Annotated in this window: 22 protein-coding genes; 7 read left to right on the forward strand and 15 right to left on the reverse strand. The window is 60.3% G+C overall.

The window, feature by feature from the left end; all coding sequences use genetic code 11:
- Positions 1 to 1,053: 1,053 nt before the first annotated feature.
- Positions 1,054 to 2,184, reverse strand: coding sequence for a catalase family protein (locus tag MUM_RS0102060; protein ID WP_010166426.1), 1,131 nt, complete (start codon positions 2,182 to 2,184; stop codon positions 1,054 to 1,056).
- Positions 2,185 to 2,214: 30 nt separating this feature from the next.
- Entirely contained in the window at positions 2,215 to 4,026 is a 1,812-nt protein-coding gene (locus tag MUM_RS0102065; protein WP_010166428.1) for a di-heme-cytochrome C peroxidase, read from the reverse strand.
- A gap of 246 nt (positions 4,027 to 4,272) precedes the next feature.
- Here MUM_RS0102065 and MUM_RS0102070 point away from each other — a divergent pair, with 246 nt between their 5' ends.
- The 4 genes from MUM_RS0102070 to MUM_RS0102085 all read left to right on the forward strand — a co-directional run bounded on the left by MUM_RS0102070 (position 4,273) and on the right by MUM_RS0102085 (position 6,594).
- Positions 4,273 to 5,013, forward strand: coding sequence for an FKBP-type peptidyl-prolyl cis-trans isomerase (locus MUM_RS0102070; RefSeq protein ID WP_010166430.1), 741 nt, complete (start codon positions 4,273 to 4,275; stop codon positions 5,011 to 5,013).
- Between the two features lie 321 nt (positions 5,014 to 5,334).
- A complete protein-coding gene (locus tag MUM_RS0102075) occupies positions 5,335 to 5,790 on the forward strand; it encodes a YkvA family protein (RefSeq protein ID WP_010166432.1) in 456 nt (151 codons plus the stop codon).
- 97 nt (positions 5,791 to 5,887) lie between these two features.
- A complete protein-coding gene (locus MUM_RS0102080; protein WP_010166434.1) occupies positions 5,888 to 6,226 on the forward strand; it encodes a helix-turn-helix domain-containing protein in 339 nt (112 codons plus the stop codon).
- Positions 6,223 to 6,594 (forward strand): hypothetical protein, encoded by a 372-nt coding sequence (locus MUM_RS0102085; protein ID WP_010166435.1) that lies wholly within the window; start codon positions 6,223 to 6,225, stop codon positions 6,592 to 6,594. The genes MUM_RS0102080 and MUM_RS0102085 overlap by 4 nt, the downstream gene beginning before the upstream one ends.
- A gap of 13 nt (positions 6,595 to 6,607) precedes the next feature.
- Here the strand turns inward: MUM_RS0102085 and MUM_RS0102090 are convergent, their stop codons facing one another.
- Positions 6,608 to 8,380, reverse strand: a complete 1,773-nt coding sequence (locus MUM_RS0102090) for a bifunctional diguanylate cyclase/phosphodiesterase (protein WP_085989901.1) — start codon at positions 8,378 to 8,380, stop codon at positions 6,608 to 6,610.
- A gap of 112 nt (positions 8,381 to 8,492) precedes the next feature.
- The gene (locus tag MUM_RS0102095) at positions 8,493 to 10,574 is read right to left on the reverse strand and encodes a carboxy terminal-processing peptidase (protein ID WP_177324985.1); all 2,082 of its coding nucleotides are present in this window, start codon (positions 10,572 to 10,574) and stop codon (positions 8,493 to 8,495) included.
- A 138-nt stretch (positions 10,575 to 10,712) separates the two neighbouring features.
- Here MUM_RS0102095 and MUM_RS0102100 point away from each other — a divergent pair, with 138 nt between their 5' ends.
- Positions 10,713 to 11,675 (forward strand): zinc-binding dehydrogenase, encoded by a 963-nt coding sequence (locus MUM_RS0102100; protein WP_010166438.1) that lies wholly within the window; start codon positions 10,713 to 10,715, stop codon positions 11,673 to 11,675.
- 883 nt (positions 11,676 to 12,558) lie between these two features.
- Here the strand turns inward: MUM_RS0102100 and MUM_RS0102105 are convergent.
- The 6 genes from MUM_RS0102105 to MUM_RS0102130 form a co-directional block, all read right to left on the reverse strand.
- Entirely contained in the window at positions 12,559 to 13,212 is a 654-nt protein-coding gene (locus MUM_RS0102105) for an HAD family hydrolase (protein ID WP_010166439.1), read from the reverse strand.
- Between the two features lie 42 nt (positions 13,213 to 13,254).
- Positions 13,255 to 14,244: an ABC transporter ATP-binding protein gene (locus MUM_RS0102110; protein ID WP_010166440.1), complete on the reverse strand. Its 990-nt coding sequence runs from the start codon at positions 14,242 to 14,244 to the stop codon at positions 13,255 to 13,257.
- The gene (locus MUM_RS0102115) at positions 14,241 to 15,041 is read right to left on the reverse strand and encodes an ABC transporter permease (RefSeq protein ID WP_010166441.1); all 801 of its coding nucleotides are present in this window, start codon (positions 15,039 to 15,041) and stop codon (positions 14,241 to 14,243) included. Before MUM_RS0102115 ends, MUM_RS0102110 begins: the two co-directional genes overlap by 4 nt.
- Positions 15,028 to 15,873: an ABC transporter permease gene (locus MUM_RS0102120; RefSeq protein ID WP_010166442.1), complete on the reverse strand. Its 846-nt coding sequence runs from the start codon at positions 15,871 to 15,873 to the stop codon at positions 15,028 to 15,030. Before MUM_RS0102120 ends, MUM_RS0102115 begins: the two co-directional genes overlap by 14 nt.
- Positions 15,870 to 16,676: an alkaline phosphatase family protein gene (locus MUM_RS0102125; protein ID WP_010166443.1), complete on the reverse strand. Its 807-nt coding sequence runs from the start codon at positions 16,674 to 16,676 to the stop codon at positions 15,870 to 15,872. The genes MUM_RS0102120 and MUM_RS0102125 overlap by 4 nt, the downstream gene beginning before the upstream one ends.
- A 163-nt stretch (positions 16,677 to 16,839) precedes the next feature.
- Positions 16,840 to 17,907 (reverse strand): ABC transporter substrate-binding protein, encoded by a 1,068-nt coding sequence (locus MUM_RS0102130; RefSeq protein WP_010166444.1) that lies wholly within the window; start codon positions 17,905 to 17,907, stop codon positions 16,840 to 16,842.
- Between the two features lie 351 nt (positions 17,908 to 18,258).
- Between MUM_RS0102130 and MUM_RS0102135 the strand changes: the two genes are divergently transcribed.
- Positions 18,259 to 18,972, forward strand: a complete 714-nt coding sequence (locus MUM_RS0102135) for a UTRA domain-containing protein (protein WP_010166446.1) — start codon at positions 18,259 to 18,261, stop codon at positions 18,970 to 18,972.
- An 841-nt stretch (positions 18,973 to 19,813) separates the two neighbouring features.
- On the opposite strand, the gene MUM_RS0102140 is transcribed toward MUM_RS0102135, so the two are convergent.
- From MUM_RS0102140 to MUM_RS1000000134545, 3 genes are all read right to left on the reverse strand, one after another.
- Positions 19,814 to 21,160, reverse strand: a complete 1,347-nt coding sequence (locus tag MUM_RS0102140; protein ID WP_010166448.1) for an amidohydrolase — start codon at positions 21,158 to 21,160, stop codon at positions 19,814 to 19,816.
- A gap of 51 nt (positions 21,161 to 21,211) precedes the next feature.
- A complete protein-coding gene (locus MUM_RS0102145; RefSeq protein ID WP_010166450.1) occupies positions 21,212 to 23,371 on the reverse strand; it encodes a mechanosensitive ion channel family protein in 2,160 nt (719 codons plus the stop codon).
- A gap of 72 nt (positions 23,372 to 23,443) precedes the next feature.
- A complete protein-coding gene (locus MUM_RS1000000134545; RefSeq protein WP_010166452.1) occupies positions 23,444 to 23,620 on the reverse strand; it encodes a hypothetical protein in 177 nt (58 codons plus the stop codon).
- Positions 23,621 to 23,798: 178 nt separating this feature from the next.
- Here MUM_RS1000000134545 and yegS point away from each other — a divergent pair, with 178 nt between their 5' ends.
- A complete protein-coding gene (gene yegS / locus MUM_RS0102155; RefSeq protein WP_010166454.1) occupies positions 23,799 to 24,701 on the forward strand; it encodes a lipid kinase YegS in 903 nt (300 codons plus the stop codon).
- Here yegS and MUM_RS0102160 read toward each other — a convergent pair.
- Together MUM_RS0102160 and MUM_RS0102165 are read right to left on the reverse strand one after the other, a co-directional pair.
- On the reverse strand, positions 24,685 to 25,344 hold the full coding sequence (locus MUM_RS0102160) for a response regulator transcription factor (RefSeq protein ID WP_010166456.1): 660 nt from the start codon (positions 25,342 to 25,344) through the stop codon (positions 24,685 to 24,687). The two genes, yegS and MUM_RS0102160, sit on opposite strands and share 17 nt — an antisense overlap.
- Positions 25,341 to 26,234: a sensor histidine kinase gene (locus tag MUM_RS0102165; protein ID WP_029615739.1), complete on the reverse strand. Its 894-nt coding sequence runs from the start codon at positions 26,232 to 26,234 to the stop codon at positions 25,341 to 25,343. Before MUM_RS0102165 ends, MUM_RS0102160 begins: the two co-directional genes overlap by 4 nt.
- Positions 26,235 to 26,539: the final 305 nt, after the last annotated feature.

Genomic DNA, 26,539 nt, shown 5'->3' on the forward strand with positions numbered 1-26,539 from the left:
TGGCGAGTTGTTCGAAGCAGAACGCGGCGGCGCCGAACAGGGCGATCATTGAGAGGACGATCATGCCTAAAGTTGAACTTTCCACGATGACTTCCTGCGGGGGTGATTGGTGTGGAGTTCACAGTAGTGGAGGGGGGATTAGTTGCTCAATAGAGACGACGTAAACGTTATGGCTTGGGTTGAATTTATACGGGTTCTTTACGTGGCTGTTGTGTGTATATCCGTTTTTTAGGTGAAGGCTACTTATGGTTTCGCTCTTACAGCGACTCACTTTGGAAAAGCCCCAAAGTAAGCAAAGGGCTCTGCCCCGCCTGTCGGCACCTCGCTAAGGCTCGGTGTTCCCTCACTCCGGCGATGCTCCGCGGGCCGCCGCGATGGGCCATCCTTGGCCCAGCGCGGCTAAACCGGCGTCCTGCCGGTTTACCCGCTCCGCACCACCTGCGTTCGGCCTCGGGCTTATTGGGGCAGTCAGAGCAAGATCAAAATCTACAGCACAGCGGCCTACAGGCCGGCTTGAGTGGTAGAAGCCAGATCAAAAGCCAAAGCGAAAACCAAATCTGAAACTGCTGCGGCTCTGCTTTTCTGTAGGAGCTGGCTTGCCGGCGATGCAGACACCTCGGTGCATCAGGTACACCCAGTAGATGCCATCGCAGGCAAGCCAGCTCCCACATTTGACCGTGCCCGCTCTGGCTTTTGATTTTGATCTTGCCTTTGCTTCACACCACTCAAGCCGGCCTGTAGGCCGCTGTGCTGTTGATCTGCTTTTGATCTTGATCTTAGGCGCCCCGTTAAACCACGCTGGCCGAACGCAGGTGGTGCGGAGCGGGTAAACCGGCAGGACGCCGGTTTAGCCGCGACGGGGCAGGGACGCCCCGTCGCGGCGGCCCGTGGAGTAATGCCGGAGTGAGGGCACACCGAGCCCAAGCGAGGTGCCGAGTGGTGGGGCAAGAGCGTTTTGCTTACTTTTGCGCTTTTCAAAAGTGAGCCGCTGTAAGAGCGGAACCCATACCAGCCATCACCCAAATAACGGATATGCCCCCCAACCCCAGGGCACTACAAATTCCGGCTATGCCGATAATCACTGACCGCCTCATACACCGCCTTGCGCAACCGATTAATCCCCCCAATCGGCCGATGCGCCTCCACCCCAAACCACGGATTAAACGACTGGTTATCACACGCCAGATTCAACTCGGGTGTATCAAAATCCTGCGCCGGAATCACCACCTTGGCCACCGTCTCAAACGGCGCATCACTCTCTTTCCATTCAATGCTGGTGTCCTCGATCGGCATGAACTTCTGCGGATTCTGCCGCTGAACCTGCAACACAAAACACGCCGCCACCCGGTCGGTGGACAGTTGCTGATTCAACGCACTGCGCAAAAAGTTCGGCAGGTCCTGGTTCTGCTTGGGCAGCACATACGCAGGACAACCCTGGGGATCCGGCGCCACCCGAAACTTCGCATTCGCCGTCCCAAACTTATACGGCGACACCGAAAAGTAAGTCGTCTGCACAGGGCTCACCGGCGGTGGCGCCAACGTCGCCAGCGCGATAAACAGATGCCGCACCTGCCAACTGCGCGGATCCACACCGGGGAAAAACGCCATGACTTTTTTGCCATCAGCCTGAGCCGAAATGTTCTGCGCATACTCCGTCACATCACTGACAAAAAAGTTCGGATGGCTGAACATCACAAAATCCTGCTCACCCCGCGCCTGCTGATCCGCCAGCAACTGTTTGCCCGGCACGTCCAGCAACTTGATCGCCATGCCCCGGGCGTCCCGGATGCTGTCGAACTGCGGATACGCATTGCCGTTGGACAAACGCATCATCGCCTGCCAGGTCTTGCCCGGCTCGGCGAATACACCCTGGCGCAGGGCCGGGTCGAGGTCCGGCAGTACGCTGACCTCGGCTTTCACGCAACCATGGGCCTTGGCATGCGCATCCCGCAGGTAGCGCGTGCCTTCGCGGTGTTGATCAACGATGCGCACCGCGGTCTGGATGATGCCCTGGGTCATGGCCGCTTCCCCCGGGGGAACCTGTTCATCCGGCGACACCGGGCCGCTGTGCTGCCAGCTGAACCACAGGGTGGACAGCAACCAGCCCAGCAGCCCCAGACCCACCAGCCATAACACGGTCTTGCCGAGAAACGCGCCGAGGCGCAGCCAAAGTCGAGCGAGCATTTTAAAATCCTTTTCTGCGAAGTCGGTGGGTCAGGGCAGTTGCTGTTCCAGCGGGCCGCCCAGCACTTTCAAATATTCCAGCAGCGCCCAGCGTTCCTGGGGCAGCAAGCCTCGGCCAATCACCCCGTTGCCACGCTGGCCGGCACGGAATTCATGGCCGCTGTTGTGGTTGCCGGTGATGCGCGTATCGAACAGGAACGCGTTGGGGAACGCTGCCGTTTGATAACCCAGGTGGCGCGGGTCGTATTCAAAGGTGCCTTTATAGAAGGTCGGGCTGCGCTCGTCCTGGGGCGAGAGCAATTGGTAGATCGTCGGCACCGAGCCGTTGTGCAGGAACGGCGGTGTCGCCCATACACCGGCCAGGGGCCGAGCCTTGTAGGCGCGCAGTTCGCGCACGCCGATGGGCAGGCCGAAACCGTCCAGTTGAGGACGTTCGGCGGGCGTCACGCCGGCGGCGCGGTAGGCGTGGTCTTCGACAAAGGCAGTGATGTAGGCCAGGCCTTTGGCTGAAGAGAGGCTGCGCAAGTCCAGCGGTTCGGTGGGCGTGGGGTGCAGTTCGACGTTCATTTTTGCCAGCTCCGCCGGGTCCCATTGCAGGGCGCTGAGGTCGAAGCGGTGGTCAGCGATATTGTTGGCAGTATTGGGGTCGGTGCCGATCACCTCCACCGGGAGCATTTTAAGTTGCCGCACGGAGCGGCCATCGACCTGGGACACCGCCGGCACGTGGCAGCCGGCGCAGTTTTCCGCGAACAGTGCGCGGCCTTGGGCGGCCAGTGGTTTGTCGATGGCGCCGAACAGGTCTTCCGGCCAGGTCGGCGGCTTGAGGCGTTTCAGGGTTTCTTCGAGGGTACTCAGGTCGCGTACCCGCACGCTGGAGGGATAGCGCGCATCGCCCTTGAGCGGCTGGCCGGCGCTGTCGAAGAAGTCCAGCGTGGCGCCGACGCCCAGGGCTTCACCGATGTTGCGCGCCATGGGCTGCTGGGCCGAGCCGTTCCATTGCACCCAGTCGAAGGTCCAGATGTCCCACAGTTGCGGGTAGTCAACCGGGGCGTTGGCGATGCGGTAGTTGTCCGGGGAAATGGCGTCGCCGAAGCTCGCGTTGGCGATGCGGCCAAATGCGTCGGTACGGCCCGGGCCTTCTTCGGTGGGGTAGAGGCCGCGGTGGGTGTCGTTCCAGGCAACTTTGAGGAAGTTGTTCAGGGACTTTTTGAAGTCCTGGCGCAGTTGCGCTTTGCTCTGGTCGTTGTAGTCGTGTCCCAGGACGGTATGGGCAAAACGCTCGAATTTCCACGGGTTGTAGTAGGTCGAGGTGAGGCTGGCCACCAGCGCCTGGCCAAAGCTGCCACCGCGCAGCGTCGGTACGCTGGACGGCAACACATGTTGCGCCGGGCCGCCGTCGATACGCAGGCCCTGGCCTTTGAAATTCAACTGGCCGGTGTGGCAGGCGGCGCAGGTGATGTCGAGGAACTCATCACGGCTGCCGGGGTTTGTATGCCGGGCAAAACCCACCGGCAGGTTGCCGGGGTTCTGCGCAGTAGGCACCTGTTTTGGGTCTACCAGGAAACCGAAGCGCGCCAGGTATTCGGGCGTGGCGAAACGCTGCTCGGAGAACGGCAGTTCCAGTGCAGTAAACCAGTCATAGCGCAGGCCCTTGACCTGGGTGCCCTGGGGCGTGAAGTAATACGTCTGGCGATCTGCGGCGCTCCATTGGTCCTGGTAGTGCACCTGTTCCACCGGCACATAAACCGGCAGCTTCGGGTTGACCACGTAATAGAGCACCACCGCCAGGATCAGCCCCAGCAGTATGAAAATCATCAGCAAAACACGGGAAAAAATGCGCAAGATAACTATCCTTGTCGAGTTGTGTCGTTCTTATGCCATCAGGCCACCAGTGCGGCAAGTGGCCATGAGCCTGGTTCCAGCGGTCCTGCCTTCCGTTGCAGAGCCATAGAATGAATGAAAATGCTTTTAAACACGTGAACTTATCAGAAGTTTCCTGCTCACATGCCGGTAGCCATTGGTCGTGGCCGCCTGATAAGCTCGCGACTTTACTCGAATGCCCTTTTGGCACACGAACAAGGAAATAGCATGAAACAGCATCGGTTGGCGGCGGCGGTGGCCCTGGTTAGCCTGGTACTTGCGGGTTGTGATTCGCAAACCAGCGTAGAGCTGAAAACCCCGGCGCAAAAAGCTTCCTACGGTATCGGCCTGAACATGGGCAAAAGCCTTGCTCAAGAAGGCATGGATGACCTGGACTCCAAAGCGGTAGCCCAAGGCATCGAAGATGCCGTCGGCAAGAAAGAACAGAAGCTGAAAGACGACGAGTTGGTCGAGGCGTTCGCCGCACTGCAAAAGCGTGCTGAAGAACGTATGGCCAAGATGAGCGAAGAGTCGGCAGCCGCCGGCAAGAAATTCCTCGAAGAAAACGCCAAGAAAGACGGCGTTGTCACCACCGCTTCCGGTCTGCAATACAAGATCGTGAAGAAAGCGGACGGTGCCCAGCCCAAGCCTACCGACGTCGTGACGGTTCACTACACCGGCAAGCTCACCAACGGCACCACATTTGACAGCTCCGTGGATCGCGGCAGCCCGATTGACCTGCCGGTCAGCGGCGTGATCCCAGGTTGGGTCGAAGGCCTGCAACTGATGCACGTTGGCGAGAAGGTCGAGTTGTACATCCCGTCCGACCTGGCCTACGGTGCCCAGAGCCCGAGCCCGGCGATTCCAGCCAACTCCGTGCTGGTATTCGACCTGGAACTGCTGGCCATCAAGGACCCGTCCAAGGCTGACGCTCCTGACGCACCGGCTGCTCCTGCTGCCAAGAAGTAATCAGCGTCTGAACCTACAACGCCCCGTCTCGACGGGGCGTTGTTGTTTCTGGCCTGTGCATAACTTTTCCAGTTGAATCCAGGCTGGATCCAACCGAACCCCTGCGGCCTAGAGCAGTCTGATAAAAGACTCGAGCACGGGTAGACGCAGATCAACTTCAAGTCAATGAATTCTTGGGTTTTTTTTATGTGCGCAAAAAACGCCCGATCTGACTGTAGGCCTTGTATTACGTGGCTTTCAGGCTGGAAAATGGGCTCTGTTCACAAGGTTATCCACAATTTGTGTGGATAACCTTTTCTGTCGCCTGGAACTGGAGTGACGATGAAAGCGCCGTTTAATTTCACCCGCTTCCTGCCGATGGCCGCTCGCCTGCTCGGCCGCGGGCGCCTGCCTACGCTGCTGTTCGCGGTGGCGGCCAAAGGTTCGAGCCAGGGCAACCGGCTGGGCAAGCTCAAGGACGATCTCAAGTTGCTGCAGGCGTTGTGCCTGGCCTACTGGCGCGGCGAGTACCGGGCCATCAGCCCCAAGGCGCTGATTTCGGTGGTGGCGGGGCTGATGTATTTCCTGAGCCCGATTGACGCGATCCCGGACTTTATCCCGGTGTTCGGCATGCTCGACGACATTGCCGTGCTGGCGTGGATCATGAAGACCCTGGACGGCGAGCTGAGCGCTTTTCGCGCTTGGCGCGAGCGTCAGCGCCCCGAGAAGCTCGCGGTGGTTGAGCGCCTTCCTGCGACGCCTCAGCTGCTCGCTCAAGAAAATCCGCAAAAAAACTGAACCTTGCGAATATCCCCCTGCGCTCTTTGTGGCTGTTAGGATTACACTCCTAAGGAAAGTACTTACGAAGTAAGTGTTGTGATCCTACGGGGCAGTCATGGATATTCAGATAATTACAAAGGATGGCGAACCCGAGTACGCGGTTCTGTCATGGGCTCAGTACCAGGCGCTGCTAAAAGCCGCCGGTCAGCAACAGCCGACACCTCCTGCTTCGACCATTAGCCAAACCGCTGCCGAACCGGATCTGCGCCCCCTGGAGCAGCTGCGAAGCCTGCGCGAGGCCAAGGGCCTGGCCATCGAGACATTGGCACGCACAGTGGGCATCAGCCCGTCTTACCTGGGCTTGATCGAAAGTGGTGAACGCCAGCCGGACGCTGCCATCCGCCGCAGCCTGGCTTGGGAGTTGGGCGTTGCAGGTTGGAGGGACGAAACGTGAGCGTACGCATCAGCCGTCAACATTGGGATGGGTTAATCAACGAACTTGACCAGGCGCGCCGACAGCGCCACCTCTTGACGTATCGCGCCTTGCTGGAGCGCCTGCAATTTCCCACGCCAGCCATGCAAACCCTGACAGCCGCGCTGGAACACCTGGCGGCGCTGGATGCCAAGGCGGACCAGCCGCTGCGCAGTTCCCTGGTGATCAGCCAGGGGGCGAGCCGTCTGCCACGTACCGGATTCTTTGAATGTGTGGAGCGTCTTGGACGCTTCTGCGGGCCGTCCGATGGCGTGGCCGCCGCGTCGTGGCACGCATCGGAAGTGGTGCGGGTGTTTGAGTACGATTATCCCGAGTCTGCCGAAGCTTAGGCGCACGCCTCTGCTACAGGGATTCCGGCTCTTCCAGCTGCAGACTGTCGATCACATGAATGCTGTAGCCCGCCACGTTTTTTGCGTGGTGCTTGGCTTGGGAGGCCAGTTCCGCCAACTGGCTGGCATCGAGTTGTCCACAGGCCTGTGGATATAAGTGCACCACGCCGATCGACAGCGACAGCAACGCAAATTCCTGGCGCACCCCCTGGCGGTTTAACGCGACAAAACACCCCGCGTCCACGTGCTCGCTGCGATAGAAACGCCGGCACTGGGTATGGAAGTCGTCCAGCAACTGGTTAAGCCGCTTGCGCCAATCCTGCGGCCCCAGCACCAGCAAAAAGTCATCACCGCCGATATGCCCGACAAAGTCGCGGCTGGGGTCTACCCGGTCGTTCAGGCATTGCGCCAGGCACAGCAGCACCTCATCGCCCCGGCCATAGCCGTAGATATCGTTGAACGGCTTGAAGCTGTCGATATCCACGTAGCAGATCACCGACTCACGCTGTTGCTGCAACAACCGCGTCAGGCACTGCTGGATCGGTACGTTGCCCGGCAGCAAGGTCAGCGGGTTGGCGTAACGCGCCTGTTGGATTTTCAGCTCGGTAATCAGCTTGAGCACATCGATCACCCGGCCCAGCCCCAGGTAATCGCCGTTGAGGGTGATGATGAAGTCTTCCTCGATCCGCTGGCGTGCACGGCTGGTGAGCAGGCGGCTGACTTGCTGCAAGGACTGGCTCAGTTCCACGGCGAGGAAGTCATCACTCATCAAACGGCTGATGGGTTTGCGGGCGAACAGGTCGGTGGCGAATGGCTTGAGCAGTGCGTCCGACAACGAGTGCCGGTGCACGATACCGATCGGATGGCCACGCTCATCCAGCACCGCCAAAGAGTTGAGGTTGGCCTGGCGGCGGAAGGCTTCCAGCACCTGCGCCGTGGCGGTGTGCTGGCCCACGGCCGGTTGTTCGTTGAGCAGGGCGCTGAGGTCGCTGCCTTCGTCGTTCAGGGCGACGTTTGCGCTGTCGGGCTTGGGCAGCATCAACCGCGCTTCCTGCGGCGGATGTTCCTGAGGGCGGCAAAGCAGGTAGCCCTGCACCAGGTCGACGCCCATCTCGGTGAGCACCGCCAGCTCTTCCGGTAGTTCGATTCCTTCGGCGATGACTTGTGCCCGGGAGGCCTTGGCGATTTGCAGGATGGACCCGACAAACTCGCGCTTGAGGGCGTCCTGATGGATGCCGTCGATAAAGTGCCGATCGATCTTCACGTAGTCCGGGCGCAACTCCGACCACAGCCGCAGGCTGGAATAGCCGGCGCCCAGGTCATCCAGGGCAATCGAAAAACCCATGGCGCGGTAATGATGCAGCGCGGTTTGCAGCAGTTGAAAATCGTCGGTCGGGGTTTGCTCGGTCAGTTCGATCACCACCTGGCTGGGCGGGATGCCGAAGTCACTGAGCAGTTGCAGGGTACGGCCGGGCTGGTGGGCGGTTTCCAGCAGGGACTCAGGCGAGACGTTGAGGAACAGCTTGCCCGGCAGTTTCTGGTCGCTGAAACGCCGGCAGGCGCTTTCCCGGCAAAGCATCTCCAGTTCACTGAGGCGCCCGGCGTGACGGGCCACGGAGAACAGTGCAATGGGGGAGTGCAGCGGGCTGTTGGACGGCCCGCGACTGAGGGCTTCGTAGCCGACGATACGTCGTTCGGACAGGGAAATGATCGGTTGGAACAGACTGTGCAAACTGCCTTGAGCCAGGATTGAGCCCAATGCGTTCAGCTGTTCGGTCATGGTCATGATTTTCTCTGGTCGAAAAAAAAGGACCTGCTTAAGCAGGTCCTTCATTTCACGACAGAATGATGTCTATTTGATGACACTCCGGGGAGCGTTCACATTAAATCGCCATCATTTACTGCTTGGCCACCGTCTTACTGATTTTCAAGTAATCCAGCAGGATGCGCCCGGTCTCGCTCAGGTAGGCATCATCTTCCGGCTTGGTTTTATCAGGCTCGGCGGCGATCGCGTCTTCGTCTTCTTTCTTCAGTTCCTTGAGTGGAGCTTCGCCTTTGGCCTTGCGGCGGGCGTTCTCCAGCACCAGTTGCTGATTCTCGATGTCGGTGTGCTGCGCACGACGGTCGGCTTCGTTCAGGCTGACGGTTTTCTCTTCCATCAACTTCTTGGCCAGAGCCAATTTGTCGCGGATAAAGATGAACTCGGCATCCTTGGCGGAGCGGGCTTCGTGATCAGTTTTCAACTGCGCCACGTACGGTTTGAACGGGTCCACCGCCGGCTTGATCGCAGGTCGGATAGTGTCCCATGGCATCGCCTCGGGCAGGGCGCTCTCGCCGATTTCCTTGGTGTCGATGATCGACGGGAAATCGATATCCGGCAGTACGCCCTGATGCTGGGTGCTCTGCCCGGAAACCCGGTAGAACTTGGCCAGGGTCAGTTTCAGCTCGCCATGGTTCAGCGGCTGGATGGTCTGCACGGTGCCTTTGCCGAAGGTCTGGCCACCGATGATCAACGCGCGGTGGTAGTCCTGCATCGCGCCGGCAAAAATCTCCGAAGCGGACGCCGAGAGGCGGTTGACCAGCAACGCCATCGGCCCTTTGTAGAAGGCACCCGGGTTCTCGTCTTCCAGCACGTCCACACGGCCGTCAGCGTTACGCACCAGCACGGTCGGACCCTTGTCGATAAACAGGCTGGTCAGTTCGGTGGCTTCCTGCAGGGAGCCGCCGCCGTTGTTGCGCAGGTCGATGACCACGCCGTCGACTTTGTCTTTTTGCAGCTCGGTCAGCAGTTTCTTGACGTCGCGGGTGGTGCTCTTGTAGTCCGGATCACCGGCGCGGAACGCTTTGAAGTCCAGGTAGAAGGCCGGGATTTCAATCACGCCCAGCTTGTAGTCCTTGCCATCCTGCTTGAGGTTCAGGATCGACTTCTTGACCGCCTGGTCTTCCAGTTTCACCGCTTCGCGAGTAATCGAAACGATTTTGCTGGTCTGGTCGTTCGGTGCGTTGGTGTGCGGAATCACTTCCAGGCGCACCACGCTGCCTTTCGGCCCGCGGATCAGCTTGACCACTTCGTCCAGACGCCAGCCGACCACGTCGACCATCTCTTTGTCGGCCTGGGCCACACCGATGATCTTGTCGGCCGGAGCGACCTGCTTGGTCTTGTCGGCCGGACCTGCCGGCACCAGGCGCACGATTTTCACCTGGTCGTTATCGCTTTGCAGGACGGCACCGATGCCTTCCAGCGACAGACTCATGTTGATATCGAAATTTTCCGCGTTATCTGGCGACAGATAATTGGTGTGCGGGTCGTAGGACATTGCGAAGGTGTTGATGTAGGCCTGGAAGATATCTTCGGCACGGGTCTGGTCCAGACGTGCCAGCTGATTCTTGTAGCGCTTGGTCAACAGTTCCTGAATGGCCTTCGGCTCTTTGCCGGCGATCTTCAGGCGCAGGACTTCATCCTTGACGCGCTTGCGCCACAGGTCGTCCAGCTCGGCTTCGGTGGTCAGCCAAGGAGCGTCCTTGCGGTCAACCAGCAAGGTCTCTTTCTTGGTGAAATCGAATTTGTCGACGCCCTTGTTCAGCTCACTAATGGCGAAGTCCAGGCGCGCCTTGACGCGGTCCAGGTAGCGCTTGTAGATGGTGAAGCCGGGCTGCAGGTCGCCGCTTTTGAGGAAGTCGTCAAACTGCGTCTTCCACTTGTCGAACTCGGTGATGTCGCTGGCCAGGAAATAGCTGCGCGAGGGATCCAGCAGCTTGAGGTAGCTGTCGTAAATGATCACCGAGCGAGCGTCGTCCAGCGGCGGCTTGCTGTAATGATGGCGCTTGAGCAACTCAACGACGTTAAGGCTCGCAATCACCTCATCGCGATCAGGCTGAAGGTTGTCCCAGCTGTTGGCTGCGAACGTGTTGCTCGATAGCGGCAAAAGGCCGATACCCATAAAAAGAGCGAGGGCGGTGCTGGGGAACAAATGCTTCATGCTGATTCGACGCGGGGGCAATTGATAACGCATATTAGGCCGTCTTTGAAGTCGCCGGTTCCATATGGGCCGGTCGCATAATGCAAAAAGCCCGGCGCTACAGCAACGGGCTCAGTCCAGACTCACTATGGAGGCACTGTGAAAGCATTGCAAGGCGTTGAAGGTCATGTGGAGTGGCAAGAAGAGCCGAGTCCTACATGCGATGTAGGCCAAGTACGCATTCGTGTGGCGGCTGCGGGCCTGAATCGGGCCGATTTATTACAGCGTTCGGGGCTCTATCCTCCGCCTCCCGGCGCGAGCCAAGTGCTGGGCCTGGAGTGTTCCGGGGTGATCAGCGAAGTCGGCGCCGGTTCGTCGTGGCACTTGGGTGATCGGGTTTGCGCCCTGCTGGCCGGCGGCGGGATGGCCGAGGAAGTGGTGGTGGATGCCCGTCATGTGCTGCCGGTGCCGGAAGGCGTATCCCTGGCCGAAGCGGCCGGGTTGCCTGAGGTGTACAGCACCGCGTGGCTGAACCTGTTTCAGTTGGCGGGCCTCAAGCCCGGCGAGAAGGTGTTGTTGCATGCCGGCGCCAGCGGCGTGGGCTCGGCGGCGATCCAGCTGTGCAAGGCATTTGGCAGCCCGTGCTGGGTCAGCGTTGGCTCGGCGGATCGCCTGGCCTACTGTGAAGCGCTGGGGGCCCAGGGCGGTGTGGTACGTACCGACGGCATCGAGGGCCTGAGCGATTTTGGCCCGTTTGATGTGATTCTTGACCCGGTGGGTGGCAACTACGCGGCGCTGAACCTGAAACTTGCGGCTCGTGATGGGCGTTGGGTGTTGATTGGGTTAATGGGCGGCCGTGAGGCGCAGCTCGACCTGGCGCAGGTGTTGGCCAAGCGTGTGCAGGTGTTGGGGTCGACGTTGCGTAGCCGGGATGATCAGTTCAAGGCTGACCTGTTCAGTGACTTGAGCCAGCATGTATGGCCGTTGTTTGCCGAGGGCCGTTTGAGTCCGCAACTGGCCAAGACATTTCCTATCAAAGATGCCGAGGCTGCGTTTGCGGAGCTGGCGACCAATCAGATTTCCGGGAAGCTGGTGTTGGTGATCGACGAGAGTCTGACCTGATTTCAGATGCATCATTTGTGTTGGGGTTGAGTTGGGCTGGGTGTATATCCGTTATTTGGGTGATGGCTGATATGGGTTCCGCTCTTACAGCGGCTCACTTTTGAACAGCGCAAAAGTAAGCAAAACGCTCTTGCCCCACCACTCGGCACCTCGCCTAGGCTCGGTGTGCCCTCACTCCGGCATTACTACGCGGGCCGCCGCGACGGGGCGTCCCTGCCCCGTCGCGGCTAAACCGGCGTCCTGCCGGTTTACCCGCTCCGTACTACCTGCGTTCGGCCAGCGTGGTTTAACGGGGCGCCTAAGATCAAGATCAAAAGCAGATCAACAGCACAGCGGCCTACAGGCCGGCTTGAGTGGTGTGAAGCAAAGACAAAATCAAAATCTAAAGCAGAGCACGGTCAAATGTGGGAGCTGGCTTGCCTGCGATGGCATCGCCTCGGTGTACCTGAAAAACCGAGGTGTCTGCATCGCAGGCAAGCCAGCTCCCACAGAAAAGCAGAGCCGCAGCAGTTTCAGCTTTGGCTTTCGCTTTGGCTTTTGATCTGGCTTCTACGACTCAAGCCGGCCTGTAGGCCGCTGTGCTGTAGATTTTGATCTTGATCTGACTGCCCCAATAAGCCCGAGGCCGAACGCAGGGATTGAGGAGCGGGTAAACCGGCAGGACGCCGGTTTAGCCGCGACGGGGCAGGGACGCCCCGTCGCGGCGGCCCGCGGAGCAATGCCGGAGTGAGGGCACACCGAGCCTTAGCGAGGTGCCGACAGGCGGGGCAGAGCCCTTTGCTTACTTTGGGGCTTTTCCAAAGTGAGCCGCTGTAAGAGCGGAACCCTAAGCGGCCGTTACCTAAATAACGGATATGCACTCACCTCAAAACAGCGCGAAGTCTCAGACCCAATGATGAATCGGCCACCCAGCCTGTTCAGCATGAGCACGCAACACCGGGTCCGGATTAACCACCTGCGGGTTCTCAACCTTCAGCAACAGCGGCAAGTCATTGCGCGAATCCGAGTAGAAGTACGCGCCATCAAGATGCTCGCCTTCCTGCTCCAGCCATTCCATCAGGCGGGTGATCTTGCCTTCGCGGTACGTCAGCACACCGGTGGTCTTGCCGCTGTACACCCCATGGGCGACGTCCAACTCGATCCCCAGCACTTCATCAATGCCGATACGTGCCGCAATCGGCTTGACCAGGTGTGTGCCCGACGCCGAGATCACCAGGATCCGGTCGCCGTTCTGGCGGTGCCGGGCGATGGTCTTGGTGGCTTCGCTGTAGATCAGCGGCTCGATAACGTCTTCCACCCAAGGCTCTACAAGGTGCTCGATTTCTTCTGGCGTGCGGCCGATCATCGGCTCCAGGCTGAAGTCCATGAAATCTTCCATGGCCAGTTCGCCGCGGCTGTAGGCCGCCATCAGTTCGTCGTTCCTGCGCATGAACGACTCGCCATCCACCCAGCCCAGGCGGCCCATCTGCTCGCTCCACAGGGTGGCGCAGTCGCCGTGGATCAGGGTGTCGTCCAGATCAAAAATTACCAAAGCCATCAGTCGTGCTTCCTCAACTCAAGTCGTCTAAACGGGATGCCCTCAGGCTACCTCACATAGCGCGCTGGGATCGATGGAAAGTGCCAGGCGTTGGCCGTCCGGGTGCAAATCGTCGGCCGAGCGGTTGAGCACATCCACCACCAGTTCCACCCCACGGGCTTCGATGCGGTAACGAATCACGTTGCCCAGCAGGCTGTGGCTGCGCACCAAGGCGTCCAGCTCGCCGCTGCGGCTGAGCTCGATGGCTTCAGGGCGAATAGCGATGCGCCCGGTGATCGGGCGCTGCAACAGTTTGCTGGCCTTGTCCGCGTCCAGCAGGTTGTAGTTGCCGATAAACCCGGCGGCGAACACATCCACCGGCGCGGTGTAGAGGGTCTCGGCATCGCCGCTCTGCACGATCTTGCCCTGGTTCATCAGGAAGATCCGGTCGGACATGGTCAGGGCTTCTTCCTGGTCATGGGTCACGAAGATGGTGGTCAGGCCCAGCTCACGCTGGATCTGGCGGATCTGTTCGCGCAGGTGTTTGCGAATCCGCGCATCGAGGGCCGACAACGGCTCATCCAGCAACAGCAGGCGCGGGCGTGTCACCAGGGAGCGGGCGAGGGCCACGCGCTGGCACTGGCCGCCGGACATCTGGTGCGGGTAGCGCCCGGCGAGCTCTTTCAACTCCACCAGTTGCAGTACTTCCTGCACGCGCTTGTGGCTGTCGTCGGCATTGACCTTCTGCATGCGCAGGCCAAAGGCGACGTTCTGTTCCACGGTCATGTTGGGGAACAGTGCGTAGCTCTGGAACACCATGCCGATATTTCGTTTCTGCGGGCTCAGCGGGACGATGTCCTGGCCGTCCAGCAGGATTTTCCCGCTGTCTACCGAGGTCAGGCCGGCGATGCAGCGCAGCAGCGTGGACTTGCCGCAGCCGGACGGGCCGAGCAGGGTGACGAATTCGCCCTTGGCGATCTCGCAGTTGATGTCGCTGAAGACCGGCGTGCCGGCGTAGCCTTTTTGCAGGTGTTGGACGCTGACGAAGCTCATTGGCTTTTGTCCTTGTTCAAGATGTTGGCGGCCCAGGTCAGCACCAGCACAAAGAAGAAATAGGAGATCACCAGGGCACTGGTGAAGTGGCCGCTGCTGTTACGCATATTGTTGAGGTACACCTGCAAGGTCTCGTAGCGAGTACCCACCAGGATGTTGGCGAACACGAACTCGCCGAACAGGAACGAGAACGACAGCAGCAACGCCACCATCAGGCCCTTGCGCAGGTTGGGCAGCACCACCAGGAACGCCGCCTGGAAGGTGCTGGCGCCGAGCAGTTGGGCGGCGTCCATCAGGTCGCGCAGGTTGATCGCTTGCAGGTTGTTGGTGATCGCCCGGTACATGAACGGCAATGCCACGGTGAAGTAGCAACCGATCAGAATCCACGGCGTACCCACCATCGCAAACGGCCCCGACCCGTAGAGTTGCAGCAGTCCCACCGACGACACCACCGGCGGCACCGCGAAGGGCAGCAGGATCAAAATGTTCATCAGGGCGTCGAGTTTGGGGAAGTGGTAATGCACCACGAACAGCAGCGGCAGGATCAGCACCACCGACAAAATCAGCGCACCCACGCACACCAGCAACGACTGGCCGAACGCATTCAGAAAGCGCGGGTCACTCCACAACTGGATGTACCACTTGAAGGTAAAACCGGAGGGCAGGATGGTCGCCGACCAACTGCTGGCGATGGAGTAGACCAGGGTGCCGAGCAACGGCAGCACCAGGATCGCAAGCAACAGGTACACCACTACGCGATGGTAGAGGGCGGCCGAGCCAGGTTCAGCGCGAGACATGGTAGCTCCTCTTGAGCAGCAGTTGATGGACCACAGTCACTACGGTCATCAGCGCCACCAGCACCACGGCCAGGGCGCTGGCCATGTTCGGGTCCAGGGAAATATCGCCGGAGACCATCGCCGCGATGCGGATCGGCAGCACGTTGAAGTTGCCGGTGGTCAGCGCGTACACGGTGGCGTAGGCGCCGAGGGCGTTGGCCAGCAGGATCACGAAGGTGCCCAGCAGCGCCGGGGTCAGCACCGGCAAGCCGATATGCCGCCAGTACTGCCAGCCATCCGCGCCGAGCAACGAAGCCGACTCGCGCCAGTCTTCGCGCAGCGCGTCAAACGCCGGGTAGAGCAGCAGCACGCCGAGGGGAATCTGGAAGTAGGTATAAAGGATGATCAGGCCGGTCTTGGAGTACAGGTTGAAGTCCTGAATGATCCCCGCCTGCTTGAGCATGATGGTGATGCTGCCGTTGAACCCCAGCAGGATAATGAAGGCGAAGGCCAGGGGTACACCGGAAAAGTTGCTGGTCATGTTGGCGAAGGCCGTCACGAAATTGCGCAGGCGCCCGTCCACCCGGCGCAGCGAGTAACTGCCCAGCACTGCGATGACGATTCCGAACACGCTGGAGTAGAAACTGATCTCCAGGCTGTACTGGATGGCCTGCAGGTAGAACTTCGAATTGGCGATCTTGCTGAAGTTGGCCAGGCCCCAACCGAACTCTTCCGATTGCAGGCTGCTGACCAGTACCCAGAACAGCGGTGCGATCTCGAACACGATAAAGAAGAGGGCGAAGGGCACCAGGCACAGGGCGGCCAGCCATTTGCCGCGGATTACTGAATTCACTTCAACAGCTCCCGGCATACAGGTTTGTCGTGGGGCACACCCAGCAGCTCGCAGACGGTGCCGCACAGCTCGGTCTGTTTGGGTGTGGCGTGGGCATCGAGGCTGAAGGCATCCCCCAGCACAAACAGCGGCACTTCCCGTTCTTCCGGCAACAGGCCGTTGTGGGAACGGTCGTTGTTCATGCCGTGGTCAGCCGTTACCAACACCTGGTAACCGGCGTCGAGCCAGCCGTGCAGGTAGTCGGCCAGGATGATGTCGGCCGAGCGCGCGCTGTTACGGTACTGCGGGGTATCGAGGCCGTGCTTGTGGCCGGCGTCGTCGATGTTCATCGGGTGCACCACCAGGAAATTCGGCGCGTGGTTGAGGCGCAGGCTTTCGGCGTCGGCAAACAGGTGCGAGTCCGGGTAATGGTCATTCCAGTAGAAATGCCCGTGCTGGATCGCCAGTGCCGGGTCATTGGTATGACGGTCACGGGCGGCGATGAAAGGGCTGCGGTTATACAACTCGCTGACCCAGTGATAAGCCGCCGCCGCTGTGGATAAACCGGCGTCGGTGGCGTAATGGAAAATGCTGCGCTGGTTGGACAGGCGCGAGACGTTGTTGTGGACGATGCCGCTCTCGATCGGCGGGACGCCGGTGAGGATGCATTCGTACAGTGGCCGGGACAGGGCCGGCAGTTCACATTCCAGTTTGTAGAGTGCTGCGCGTCCTGCGCCGACATAGGCCTGCAAGTGCCCCATGGCGTGTCGGGCAACCTCGTAATTCAGGCCGTCGAGCACGACAAGGATGACGTTGTGCTTCATAGGGGCTGGGGCTCCGCAACAGATTGGCTTGACTCGGTTTTTCGGTTGGAACCGGGTGAAATGTGGGAGCTGGCTTGCCTGCGATAGCGGTGTGTCAGTCGACAAAAATACTGAATGTCATACCGTTATCGCAGGCAAGCCAGCTCCTACACTGGCCGCGTTCTTACTGCATATTGATGATGACTTCTTCCTGCCACTTCTGCGGCAGGGCCTTGGAGGTCTTCTCCCAAGCGTCGGCATCTTTGATCGGCGTGACTTTCTTGTACTGCTCGTTCGGCAGCAGCTTGGCCTGCACATCAGCTGGCAAGGTCAGGTGCTCGGCACGAATCGGCCGCGCATTGCCTCGCGCCAGGTTGGTCTGGCCGGCGTCGCTGAAGATGTATTCGCGGGTCAGCTTGGCGGCGTTCGGGTGCTTGGCGTATTTGTTGATGATGGTGGTGTAGCCGGAAATCACCGACCCGTCCGACGGGATCAGCACCACGTAGTCATCCGGGTTGGCCATCTTGGCTTTGTAGCTCAGGCCGTTGAAGTCCCAGACCACGCCCACTTCCACTTCGCCTTTTTCCATGGTGGCGATGGTCGGGTTGGCCAGCGACAGGCGGCCTTGCTTGGCGATGTCGGCGAACATCAGCAGTGCAGGCTGAATGTTTTTCTCGTCGCCACCGTTGGCCAGTGCTGCGGCGAGTACGCCGTTGGCAGCCTGGGCGGCGGTGCTCACGTCACCGATGGAGACCTTGTATTTGCCGGTCTTCAGGTCAGCCCAGCTTTTCGGGGCTTCGGAGCCGTGCAGCAGCTTTTTGTTGACGATAAACGCGATGGTGCCGGTGTAGGCCAGCGCCCAGTTACCGTCTTTGTCTTTCGCCCAATCCGGGACTTGTGCCCAGGTGGTCGGTTTGTACGGTTGGGTCACGCCCTGTTTTACCGCGATCGGGCCGAAGGCGGCACCGACGTCGCCGATGTCGGCGCTGGCGTTGTCTTTCTCTGCCGCAAACTTGGCGACTTCCTGGGCCGAGCTCATGTCGGTGTCGATGTGCTTGAGGCCGTAGATCTTGGCCAGGTCTTCCCAGGTGCCTTTCCAGTTGGCCCAGTCATCGGGCATGCCGACGCTGTTGACGGCGCCTTCCGCTTTCGCGGCGGCTTCAAGGGTTTTCAAATCGGTATCAGCAGCCATGGCGGCGGTGCACATGGCAATGGTCGAGCCTAACAGTGATGCCAGGAAAAGCTGTTTCATCCGAAGCTCCTTTGGGCGTTTTCAACGCTGCGTTTTTATCGACGTTTGCGGTGGTGTTGGTCTAGGTCAGCAATACCTGAGCCAATTTAGGCTTGGCGGATGACAGTTTCATGTCGATGTCGTTTTTTGTTGGCCTGGACGGGGGATCGCCGGGTAAGCGTAGACCATGCCCAACCGCCCGGAAGCCTTGGACTTGGCCGATGTATTGCAGGTCTTGTGGCCGGACGTCGCGGGGCGCTGTCATCTGTCGGTCATGTGCAATGCCTAGGCTTGCACGCAACAGCAGAGGCGCATTTCGAGGGCGTTTTGTGCACCTGAATAGTGCTGGTCTAGTCCAGATAGGTAACGTTGATGCGTGATGAGGCAACCAAAGCGGTGACAACCATTGGCCTGGCGCTGCAAGAGCAGATCGACCATGGGTTGTTGGCGCCTGCCAGTAAGCTGCCGGCCGAGCGCAAGCTCAGCGAGTTGTTTGGTACCACCCGGATCACGGTGCGGGAAGCCTTGTTACAACTTGAGGCCCAAGGGCAGATTTATCGCGAGGAGCGGCGGGGGTGGTTTGTGTCGCCGCCCAGGCTTGCCTACAACCTGATGCAGCGCAGTCATTTTCACGCGATGGTGAGTGCGCAGGGGCGGGTGCCGTCGACCGAGGTGATCTCGGCGCGGTTGCAGCCGGCTTCGGCGGCGGTGTGTGCGTGGTTGCAGTTGCCGGCGTTGTCCAGCGTGATCCAGATTTGCCGGGGGCGCAGGATTGATGGGCGGTTGGTGTTGTATGTGGAGCACTATCTGAACCCGCAGTATTTTCCGGGGATTCTGGAGTGTGATTTGAATCAGTCGATTACGGAGCTGTATGCGCGGGTGTATGACTTGCACTACGGGCGGGTGCGGTTTGAGATTGTGCCGACGTCATTGCAGGTTGAGGCGGCGGCGGCGTTGAGGGTGTCGGTGGGGAGTCCGGGGTTGCGGATTGCCCGGGTTAATTATGATCAGCATGAGCGGTTGATTGATTGTGATCTGGAGTTTTGGCGGCATGATGCGATTCATGTGGGGGTGGATGTGGTTTGACCCGTTGACCCGTTGACCGTGTACATATCCATTTTTGCGGTAACGGCTACTTATGGTTCCGCTCTTACAGCGGCTCACTTTGGAAAAGCCCCAAAGTAAGCAAAGGGCTCTGCCCCGCCTGTCGGCGCCTCGCTGTGGCTCGGCGTTCCCTCACTCCGGCATTGCTCCGCGGGCCGCCGCGACGGGGCGTCCCTGCCCCGTCGCGGCTAAACCGGCGTCCTGCCGGTTTACCCGCTCCTCAATCCCTGCGTTCGGCCTCGGGCTTATTGGGGCAGTCAGATCAAGATCAAAAGCTAAAGCACAGCGGCCTACAGGCCGGCTTGAGTGGTAGAAGCCAAAGCGAAAGCCAAAGCGAAAGCCAAAGCTGAAACTGCTGCGGCTCTGCTTTTCTGTGGGAGCTGGCTTGCCTGCGATGCAGACACCTCGATTTTTCAGGTACACCGAGGCGATGCCATCGCAGGCAAGCCAGCTCCTACAGGGGATCGTGCCCGCTTTAGATTTTGATTTTGCCTTTGCTTCACACCACTCAAGCCGGCCTGTAGGCCGCTGTGCTGTTGATCTGCTTTTGATCTTGATCTTAGGCGCCCCGTTAAACCACGCTGGCCGAACGCAGGTAGTACGGAGCGGGTAAACCGGCAGGACGCCGGTTTAGCCGCGACGGGGCAGGGACGCCCCGTCGCGGCGGCCCGCGTAGTAATGCCGGAGTGAGGGCACACCGAGCCTAGGCGAGGTGCCGAGTGGTGGGGCAAGAGCCTTTTGGTTACTTTTGGGCTCCTTTCAAAAGTGACCCGCTGTAAGAGCGGAACCAATAGTGGCCATAACCTAGATAACGGATACGCCCTCAATCCCCCGCATTGGCATACAAATAATCAGTCGCCAACGAAGCCAACGTCCGAACCCCAACCACCAACGCCGACTCATCTACAAAGAACCCCGGATTATGATTCGGCGCCGCCTTGCTCATGTCCTGATCCCTAGGCGTCACCCCCAGAAACACAAACAACCCCGGCGCTTCCTTGGCATAAAACGAAAAGTCCTCAGCCCCTCCCACCAACGGGGCATTCACTACGTCGCCATTCGCCGCCCAACGCAAACTCGGCAGCATCTTCTCGGTCAGCGCCGGGTTGTTGATGGTCGGATCGTACTTCTCAATGATCGTAACCTCAGCCTTGGCCCCACCACTCTCGGCGATTTTCTCGACGGTCTGGCGCACATCCGCATGCAGCTTCTGGCGAATGCCATAGTCGTAGGACCGAATGGTCCCACTCATATCCACCGACTCGGGAATGATGTTGTACCGCGTGCCACCGTTGATGGTGCCGATACTGACCACCGCCGGAAACGAAGAAATATCGGTACGCCGGCTGACCACCGTCTGCAGCCCCACAATCGCCTGCGCGCCCACGGTAATCGGGTCGATCCCATCCCACGGCCGCCCGGCATGGGTCTGTTTGCCGAGGATCTTGATCCGCAGGTCATCCGAGCTGGCCAGGGTCGGCCCCGGCCGATAGGCGATCTGCCCCGCAGGCACCCCGGCCCACACGTGAAGGCCAAACACCGCATCCGGCTTGGGCGATTTCATCACGCCTTCCTGCACCATCATTTTCGCGCCCCAGGTGTTCTTGCCGTCGGGGATAAAGTCGCTCGGGCCTTCTTCAGCCGGCTGGAAATAAAACACCACGGTGCCCGGCAGGCGATCACGCATGCCAGTGAGGATTTTCGCCGTGCTCAGCAGGATGGCAGTGTGGGCGTCGTGGCCGCAGGCGTGCATCACGTCGACTTCTTTGTCGAGGTACACGCCCTTGGCCTTGGACGCGAAGGGCAGGCCAGACACTTCCTTGACCGGCAGCGCATCCATGTCGGCGCGCAAGGCAACGGTCGGGCCCGGCAGGGCGCCTTTGAGGACGGCGACTACGCCCGTGCGGGCAACGCCTGTCTTGACCTCCAGCCCCATTTCTCGCAGTTGCCTGGCCACCAGCTCCGCGGTGCGATGTTCGGTGTTGCCCAGTTCAGGATGGGCGTGGATGTCGCGCCGGGTTTCCAGCAAGGCCGGTTCCAGCACTTTCGCCTGGGCGGCGATGGTTTCACGGGCACTGTCCTGGCCGCTGCTGGCGGCGATGACCGCGCTGCTGGCGACACCGCACAGCAGGCCGAATACCCATTGGTGTGTAAGACCGGTCAAACGCATAAGGACTCTCCATAATTATTGTTGTTGATCCTGACGTCGTCCGGGCAGCGTTTATTCTTTCTCCTGCACGCCTCCCGCCGCCGTTACCACTTGCACGCTCAAGCGTGGGGTAGCCAGGTCCAGCCCGGCTTCGTCGAGGTGACGCTTGAGCGACAGGTTGAACGCCCGCGAAACCTCCCACTGCTTGATCGGCGCGGTCTTGAAGCGGGCGCGAAGAATCGCACTGCCGGACTCGAAACTTTCTACACCCTGAATCTCCAGCGGCGACCAGATGTTGCGCCGCTGCAGCGGGTCGTTGCGCATCTTCTGCCCGACGTCGCGCATCAGCTTGATGGCGTCGTCGATTTCCATGTTGTACGGAATCGCCACCCGGAAGATCGCGTAGCCGAACTCCCGGGAGTAGTTCTTGATGCTTTTGATTTCACTGAACGGAATCGTGTGCACGATGCCGTCGATGTCCCGCAGGCGCACCGTACGGATGGTCAAGCCTTCCACGGTGCCCAGGTGGCCGCCGACGTCCACGTAGTCATCAATCGCCAGGGAGTCTTCGATAATGATGAACAGGCCGGTGATCAAATCCGCCACCAGCGACTGCGCACCAAAACCGATGGCCAAACCGATCACGCCGGCACCCGCCAGCAGTGGCGTGACGTTCATGCCCATGTTCGCCAGCGCGACGATGGCGGCGATGATGAAGATGGTCACGAACAGCACGTTGCGAATCAACGGCATCATCGTCTGTGCCCGCGCATTGGCCAGGCCTTTGCGCGAGCGGGTGAGGGCGTGGTGGATGGCCGTGTCGCTGAGGATCCAGATCAGCCACGCGAACAGCAAGGTGCCCGCGAGGCCGAACAGCTTGACGCTGATTTCATGGCCGTCGCCTTCGGTAAAGCGGATCAGCGACAGGCCCCAGACCCGCAGGCCCAGTTCGATAAACACCAGCCACACCACCAGGTGGGCGAGGGTGTAGACGAAGCTTTTCAGGCGATCGGAGTACAGCGCATGGCGCTTGTGCCCACGCTGTGGCTTGAGGGAATGGCGGCGCACCAGCCCGTTGATCACCATGCACAGCACCAGCAACACCGTGCACAACAACGACTGGCGCAAGGCGGTGCTGGTGTCGCCGGCGGAGACGAAGGTGGCGAACAGCGAGATGCCCACCAGCAGCAACGCCGGCAGGTACCAGAAGCTGCCGACGATCTCGATGGTGTCGCTCAGGGCGCGGCGGGTCAGGCGGCGGGACAGCGGCTGGTTGCGGATCAGGTGCGCGATGGGCCGGCGGAAACGCAGGATGAACACGCCGGTGGACAGCGCTGCCATGACATTGGCGATGGTCGCGGCGACATGGGACAAATGCTGGCCCAGGCTCTCGGCCAGGCGCGGGTCGCTGACGGCTTCGCCAAAGGCGGCAAAGCTGCCGATCAGCCACAGCGGGCGGAAGGCCTGGTGCCGCAGGATGTACAAGGCGCGGTGGCGGTGCGGGCCGTCCAGCACGGAAAACGCGACCACGCAGATCGCCGAGAAACAGGTGCCCACCACCAGCGCGTAGGCCAGCACCATCGCCAGGGATTTGCCGAGGGACGAGGGCAGTGCGTAGCTCATGTAGACGGTGATCACCAACGCGATCAGCCACGGGCCGAGCTTGCGCAGGGCAAAGCGCAGCAGGTCCCAGGTCTTGGGGTGTTGGGGCAGTTCTTCGGTGAGGCCGAAGCGTTCGCGCACCCGGTGGCTGAGCCAGATCAGCACGGCAGCCAGCAGGCTCCAGAGCATCAGGATCATGGCAAACGCAAAGATGATCGGCAGCCATTCGCTGGCTGGCAGCATCAGTGCGGTGAGTTCGTCCTTGGCCAGGTCGAACTCGCTGGACCAGCGATTGATCGGGCTGTCGGCACCGGAGAACTGTTGCTCCAGGCTGGACAGGGTGCCACCGATCAAACCGAGTACGCCGAGTTCGGCGGCGGGCTGGGCCTTTTGTGTGGTTTCCCGGAGCTTTTTCAGGTCAGTCAGCAGCTTGGTGCGCTGCTGGTCGTTTTCCAGGGTCTTGATCACCTCGTCCAGGGACTGGCCCAGCGGGACGTCGGCTTGCGGCTGGGTTTTGTTGGTGCTGCCCAGCAGCCCCGGCAGGCTCACGGCGTGGGCAGGCGCCATGGGCAGCAGGGTCAGCAGGCAGATAAACAGGCAGCAAGGCAGGGCAAACAGACGGGCAAGCACGAGGCGGTCAACCTTAAAAACGACGAATTGACCGAGTGTACGAGGCCGTCATGTGCAATGCGAGTGAGATTGTCATTCAGCGAGTTTGGCGAGGATCTTGTACACCACGGTGCCGAGGATCAGCAGCATGCCGATCCACATGCCGAACACGCCAATGGCTTTGTCGCGAAAGTTGAAGCCGATGGCCAGGAGGATCATGCCGGTCAGGATGGGGATGAGCATGGAATGGAAGGCGGACATGGTGATCATGGGGCGACGGCCTTGTCGGATGGAGGATGAGTATAAGTCTAGGTCGATTTTGCGAAGTGCATGTTGATCAGTGTCAGAAACGCTACAAATCCCGGTTAATTTCTACACCCGATGGCTTTTTTTCGATTGGCCACGGTCAACATCCCTCAGGAACCCTTAAACCCAGGAGCATTCATCCATGAGCACACCCAAGGCACTGTTGATTCTGCACGGCAAGCAAGCCCTCAACGAGCAGGTGCGGGCGGCGGTGCAGGGCAAGCGCGAGCAGGGTTGGGAACTGGCCGTGCGGGTGACGTGGGAAGGCGGTGATGCCCAGCGCTTTGTCGAGCAGGCCCTGGCCGATGGCTACACGCGGCTGATTGCCGGCGGTGGTGATGGCACCCTGCGGGATGTGGCCGAGGCCATGGCCCGGGCCAAAACCGAGGCCAGCCTGGTGCTGATGCCCCTCGGTACCGCCAACGATTTTGCCCGCGCCGCCGGCGTGCCGCTGGAGCCTGAACAGGCCCTGGACCTGCTGGATGTGCCGGCCCGGGCTATCGACCTGGGCGAGGTGGGCGGGCAGATCTTCCTGAATATGGCCACTGGCGGGTTTGGCAGTCAGGTCACCGCCAACACCTCTGAAGACCTGAAGAAAGTCCTCGGTGGCGCCGCGTACCTGTTTACCGGGCTGTCACGCTTCAGCGAGTTGCGCGCGGCCTACGGTGAATTGCAGGGCCCCGACTTTCATTGGCGTGGCGAGTTGCTGGCATTGGGCATCGGTAACGGGCGCCAGGCCGGTGGCGGCCATGTGCTGTGCCCCGATGCGCTGGCCGATGATGGTTTGCTGGACATCAGCATTTTGCCAGCGCCCCAGGAAGTGGTGGGCACCCTGCGTAACCTGATGATGGACGGCTGGGGCCTGGACAACATGTTTGTGCGGGCGCGGTTGCCGTGGGTCGAGATCAAAGTGGCCGAAGGGCTGGCGATCAACCTCGATGGCGAACCGCTGCAGGGCGACGACCTGCATTTCTCGGCCTTGCCCCAGGCGTTGCGGGTGCACTTGCCGAAGGATTCGCCGTTGCTGACTAATCGTCCAGGCTAATGATCTGCTCGCGCACGGCGAACAACACCAGGCCCGCCACATCGAAAATCTGCAGGCGCTTCATGATCTGCGAACGGTGGGCTTCCACGGTCTTGATGCTCAAGCCCAGGCCATTGGCGATTTCCCGGGTGGATTTGCCGCGCACGATCAAGCGCAGGATTTCCAGCTGGCGTGCGGTCAGGTTGTGGCTGTGGGGCGGCGGGTTGGGCTGGGCCTGATTGCGCACCAGCGCCTGGTTGATCACCGTGTGGGCAATCGCCGGGCTCAGGTAGCGTTCGTTGTTGCGCAAGGCCAGGAGCGCGTGTTCCAGCTCATTGGCCGTGGTGTCCTTGAGCAGGTAGCCATGGGCGCCGGACTCCAGGGCGCACATGATCAGTTCCGGGTCGGTGTGCATCGACAGGATCAGCACTTTGCTCTTTGGGTAGGCGCGCTTGAGCTCCTTCAGCGCGTCGAGGCCGCCGGTGTGTTTCATCGACAGGTCAAGCAGCACGATGTCGGGTTGCAGCGCGTCGAACCGCTCCAGCAACTGCGCGCCATCGCTGGCTTCTCCGACCACCGCGTAGCCGGGAATATCCATGACCAGCGCACGCACGCCGGCCCTGATCAGGGAGTGGTCATCCACCAGGAGTAAGTTGCACGTCACTCTAGAACCTTATGGGGGTTGGCCCGTTCGAGGGCGCGGGGCGCCCAGGGGAAAAGCGCTTCGATCCTTGTCCCAAAGCCTGGCTGGCTATTGACGGACAATGTGCCGCCCAGTTGATCAATCCGCTCGGACATCCCGGCCATGCCCCGCTGGCCTTCCTGGGCGGGGTTGATGGCGGGCGAAAAGCCCTGGCCGTCATCGCTGATAAACAGCGACAGGCCTTCAGGCAGGCGTTGCAGGCGTACCAGCAGGTTACGTGCCTGGGCATGGCGCAGCATGTTGGTGACGGCTTCCTGGGTAATCCGAAAGGCGGCGACGGCCATCTCTTCGGGGATGCCGGTCAGCCGTTGATGGCATTCCAGGCTCCAGCTGACCCGGGTGTTTTCCAGGGTCTTGAGCAGGTGCGCCCGCAGGCTCGCCTCCAGCCCCAGGCTCGCCAGCTGACGGGGGTTGAGGATGGCCGACACGTCCTGCACCTTGGCCAGGGTTTCGTTCAAGGTGTTGCACAGCACGGCGCAATGGCCCTGCAAGTCTTCCGGCAAACGACGCTTGAGCCATTCACTTTGCAGCTTGGCGGCGGTCAACAGCTGGCCTATATCGTCGTGCAGTTCGCGGCTCAGGCGATGACGCTCGTTTTCCTGCACCTGCAGCAGGCGGTCGGCCAGTTCCTGGGGCTGGAACTTGATGGACTTGCGTGAGCGCCACTGTTGCAGGCCTACCACCAGCAGGGTGGCCAGGTTCACCCACAACAGGGCTAAAGGTAGATCGGCCGAGTGTGCATAAGCCCACAGGCTGAGCAGGCACGAGCACAGGCATAGCGCGAGGGTCATCCAGCGTGCATTGCTTCGGGACACGGACCTTGCGATGAGTGACTTCAGGCTGGCGTACATAGGAGGCGCATTTCACGTTTATATGCATCATGAAGTTGAGTCACTTCGAGCGGGGCATGGTACCACCACTATTACCGTTGGTCGCCTGGCGCCGAGCGGGATCAGGGTTATTAATAGCGGCAGCGCCCCAGGAGGTAGTCCCGGAGTTCAAATAGGCGGGGAGTTGTATCATTGAAGTTGTTTTGTATCGGTATTGTCGTTAGTGGCTTATTGATATTTTTCTGCTAACGACCACGTCATGCAGGATTAGTTGTGGCTGTCGTTTTTGGATAAGTCGGCCATTGAATACGACATTTTTGTCGGTT

This window comes from Pseudomonas sp. PAMC 25886 (genome assembly GCF_000242655.1).
In the GTDB taxonomy this organism is placed as follows: Bacteria; Pseudomonadota; Gammaproteobacteria; order Pseudomonadales; family Pseudomonadaceae; genus Aquipseudomonas.